The organism is Vibrio sp. 10N.222.46.A1, assembly GCF_041473595.1.
GTDB classification, from domain to species: Bacteria; Pseudomonadota; Gammaproteobacteria; order Enterobacterales; family Vibrionaceae; genus Vibrio; species Vibrio tasmaniensis_A.
In genome coordinates, this window is the sequence record NZ_JBFRSN010000403.1 from 1 (window position 1) to 3,671 (window position 3,671).

At 44.1% G+C, this 3,671-nt stretch carries 5 protein-coding genes; 1 reads left to right on the plus strand and 4 read right to left on the minus strand.

The window, feature by feature from the left end; translation table 11 throughout:
• Positions 1-373 precede the first annotated feature (373 nt).
• Complete coding sequence (locus tag AB4496_RS12650) at positions 374-919, plus strand: gamma carbonic anhydrase family protein (protein ID WP_009848088.1); 546 nt, start codon at positions 374-376, stop codon at positions 917-919.
• On the opposite strand, the gene AB4496_RS12655 is transcribed toward AB4496_RS12650, so the two are convergent.
• The 4 genes from AB4496_RS12655 to AB4496_RS12670 all read right to left on the minus strand — a co-directional run bounded on the left by AB4496_RS12655 (position 916) and on the right by AB4496_RS12670 (position 3,603).
• Positions 916-1,185: a DUF1488 domain-containing protein gene (locus tag AB4496_RS12655; RefSeq protein ID WP_065676886.1), complete on the minus strand. Its 270-nt coding sequence runs from the start codon at positions 1,183-1,185 to the stop codon at positions 916-918. The genes AB4496_RS12650 and AB4496_RS12655 overlap by 4 nt on opposite strands.
• Before the next feature lie 17 nt (positions 1,186-1,202).
• A complete protein-coding gene (gene aroE / locus AB4496_RS12660; RefSeq protein ID WP_065676887.1) occupies positions 1,203-2,033 on the minus strand; it encodes a shikimate dehydrogenase in 831 nt (276 codons plus the stop codon).
• A gap of 75 nt (positions 2,034-2,108) precedes the next feature.
• Positions 2,109-3,026 carry an oxygen-dependent coproporphyrinogen oxidase gene (gene hemF / locus AB4496_RS12665; protein ID WP_009848091.1) on the minus strand — a complete coding sequence of 306 codons (918 nt, stop codon included), beginning with the start codon at positions 3,024-3,026 and terminating at the stop codon, positions 2,109-2,111.
• Positions 3,027-3,045: 19 nt separating this feature from the next.
• Complete coding sequence (locus AB4496_RS12670) at positions 3,046-3,603, minus strand: L-threonylcarbamoyladenylate synthase (RefSeq protein WP_009848092.1); 558 nt, start codon at positions 3,601-3,603, stop codon at positions 3,046-3,048.
• Positions 3,604-3,671: the final 68 nt, after the last annotated feature.

Consider the following 3,671-nt stretch of genomic DNA (forward strand, 5'->3'; position numbering starts at 1 on the left):
AACGTTTTGATATTCATCAACGAGTGCCCACACAGATTGATAGGTTTAAATTGTTAAAGAGCTTTTCCTTTTTGAGCTTCGCTCAAATCGGACGGCCATTTTAGCGATTTAAGTTTTAGTGTCAACCACTATTTTCAAAACTTTTTTCAAGCGCTTAGCTTGGCTAATTTGACCTGCTGATTCGTTTTGGTTTCTTACGAAGCCATCCCGTGTCAGCGAGGTGGCATTATAGAGATTTCGATCACACTGGCAAGCCCTTTTTGAAGTTTTTCTTACTTTTTTGATTGTTCGAGCGTTTTTTGTTCAAAACACCCCATTTTCACTAGTATTCCCCTTAATTAACGGCTTAAGGTGCCTATATAAAGGAGGATTTATGAGTTCAATACGCAGTTATAAAGGAATATCCCCTCAGATAGGGCAAGGTGTCTATATAGATACAAGTTCGGTACTGGTTGGTGATATCAAAATCGGTAATGACTCTAGCGTGTGGCCTTTGGTTGCAGCTCGAGGGGATGTGAACCACATTCATATTGGAGAGAGAACGAATATCCAAGATGGTAGTGTCTTGCACGTCACCCATAAGAATGCAGAAAACCCTGAGGGTTACCCTCTATTAATAGGCAATGATGTCACTATCGGTCATAAAGTAATGCTGCATGGCTGCACGATTGAAGATCGTGTACTTGTGGGTATGGGAGCTATTGTGCTTGATGGCGTGATTATTAAAGAAGAAGTGATGGTTGGTGCTGGTAGCTTAGTGCCACCGAACAAGGTACTTGAAAGCGGTTATCTCTATGTAGGAAGCCCGGTAAAACAAGCACGCCCATTAAACGATAAAGAGCGTGCTTTTTTACAGAAGTCAGCTGACAACTATGTTCAGAATAAAAACGACTATCTAGACTCTGTACTTCCAGTCTAAAGCGCTTTGATTTGGATCCGATTAGAGGAGTCATACTCCTCTTCTTCTATTAACTCTTCAGCTAGCTCTTCAATATCGAAACGTAACTCTGAAAAGATAACTAAAGCTTGATCGCCTTCTTCTATATCTTTGCCTGCCAATCGAGACAACTCTTCAATAGACATTACACACTCAATCAGTGCACCCGACTGCTGTGCTGGGAAGGTGATTGATTGATTCTCTTCATCCCAATCTTGGATATCAGAAAATAGAATTGATTGATTCATTTTTTATAAACACCTCATTACATCTCTAGGTTTTTACGTAATTCTCTTAAAATCTGTTTTGTTCCCGGACGAAGACCACGCCAAAGCATAAAGCTTTCTGCTGCCTGCCCCACCAACATACCCAAACCATCATAAGCAGCATGAACACCATTATCTAATGCCCATTGATTAAATACTGTGGTTCCCGATCCATAAACCATGTCATAAACGGCGCTAGTAGAATTGAAAATAGCATCAGACACTTCAGGAAGCTGCCCACTTAGACCAGATGAGGTCGAGTTAATAATGACATCAAAACCTTCATTAACATCACTTAACCCTATACCTTTGATATTTCCATGCGACGAAAACATCTCAGCCAGAAGTTCAGCCTTGGAGCAGGTTCGATTAGCGACCACCAGCTGTTGTGGCTTTTGATCGAGAAGAGGTTGAATCACTCCTCTCGCAGCACCACCAGCGCCAAGAAGAAGAACGCGAGCTCCTTTTAACGCAACTTGATGTTGAAGAAGGTCTTGAACTAAGCCTTCACCATCGGTGTTATCACCAATGATCTCTCCATCATCTAGCTTCTTAAGTGTGTTTACGGCACCTGCTAGTTCAGCTCTCTCAGTCAGGCGATTAGCGAACTGATAAGCATCTTCTTTAAATGGCGCAGTGACATTACACCCTCTCCCACCTTCACTAAAAAATGCTTGAGCAGCAGTGATGAATTCACCTTGTTCTGGCTGGAGTGCTGTATAGGTAAGTTGTTGGCTGGTTTGGCGAGCAAATAATGTGTGAATGAATGGCGATTTGCTTTGCCCAATAGGGTTACCGAAAACGGCATAACGATCTACTTGCTGTGTCATATCCTTACCTAACAGAAATAAAAAAGGGTCATCTATATAGATGACCCTATCACTATCCCTATAAGGAAGGAAGAACTACCAAACTCGAGGCTTTAGGTAGTCGCTATAAAGCCGAGCTTCTGGTGAACCCGCTTGTGGTTCGTAGCGGTATTCCCAACGAGCCAATGGCGGCATCGACATTAATATAGACTCTGTGCGACCACCGCTTTGTAGACCAAATAAGGTGCCACGGTCATACACTAGGTTAAATTCAACATAGCGGCCACGACGGTATAGTTGGAAGTCACGCTCACGTTCGCCATAAGGTGTCTCTTTGCGTCGTTCTACAATTGGTAAGTACGCCGCAGCAAAGCCTTCACCGACCGCCTGCATGTAAGCAAAGCTCTTATCGAAGCCCCACTCATTTAAGTCATCAAAGAACAAACCACCCACACCGCGTGTTTCGTCTCGGTGAGGCAGATAGAAGTATTTATCACACCACTCTTTATGCTCTTGATAAACATCATCACCAAACGGCGCACAAAGATCTTTAGCGGTTTGATGCCAAGATTGGCAGTCTTCATCGAAAGGATAAAATGGCGTTAAATCAAAACCACCACCGAACCACCAGATAGGGTCTTCCCCTTCCTTTTCAGCAATAAAGAAGCGTACGTTGGCGTGTGAGGTTGGGATGTATGGGTTTTTAGGGTGGATAACTAATGAGACACCCATTGCCTCAAACTTGCGTCCAGCTAATTCAGGGCGATGAGCCGTGGCTGAGGCAGGCATTGCCTTACCCGCTACGTGAGAGAAATTAACCCCACCTTGCTCAAATACCGCACCATTGGTCATCACACGAGTTCGACCACCGCCACCAAGGCGTTCGCCAGGTTCACGTTCCCATGCATCTTCTTCAAACAGTGCTGCGCCATCAGCTTGCTCAAGCTGTTGGCAAATCGAATCTTGTAGGCTCAGTAAAAACTGTTTTACTGCTTCTTTATCAATTGCTGACATCTTTCTTCCTCTGCAGGGTTTAACCCTGTCTTAATATTTTCGACGTTTTTGCATCTCTAATTTCGCTTGGCTTCTCACGACCACCCGTTTGACCTTCTAAAATAGCCACCAAATGTTGACCCAGTTGCTGTTGAACTTCTTCAGTCGTCATACAAGGCGATTCACCTGTCAGGTTAGCACTGGTCGAGGTTAACGGCTTACCGAATTCATTACACATTCTTTGAACTAAAGGGTGATCCGTCACTCGCACCGCGATGGATTCAAATTGGCCACTGACCCAGTCAGTTACTTTACTGCTGGTTGGCATTATCCAAGTCACTGGTCCCGGCCATGTCGCTTTCACTGTTGCCAACTGCGCTTCCGTCAACTGGCTTTCATCAATATAGGGCAGCAACTGCTCGTAACTCGCTGCAATTAGGATCAACCCTTTCTCCATCGGCCGCTGTTTTAAATCGAGCAATTTCTTAATGGCTTGTGGATTATCGGGATCACAACCGACCCCAAAAACGCCTTCAGTCGGGTAAGCAATGACTTCACCTTGTTGCAATGCCTGCAAAGTATGTTGAAAGTTATCCACGGGTTGCCTCATAAATTCTGTTATCGAACTCGCTAAGTGTACAAATTATCATTCACTGTGACTAAAGC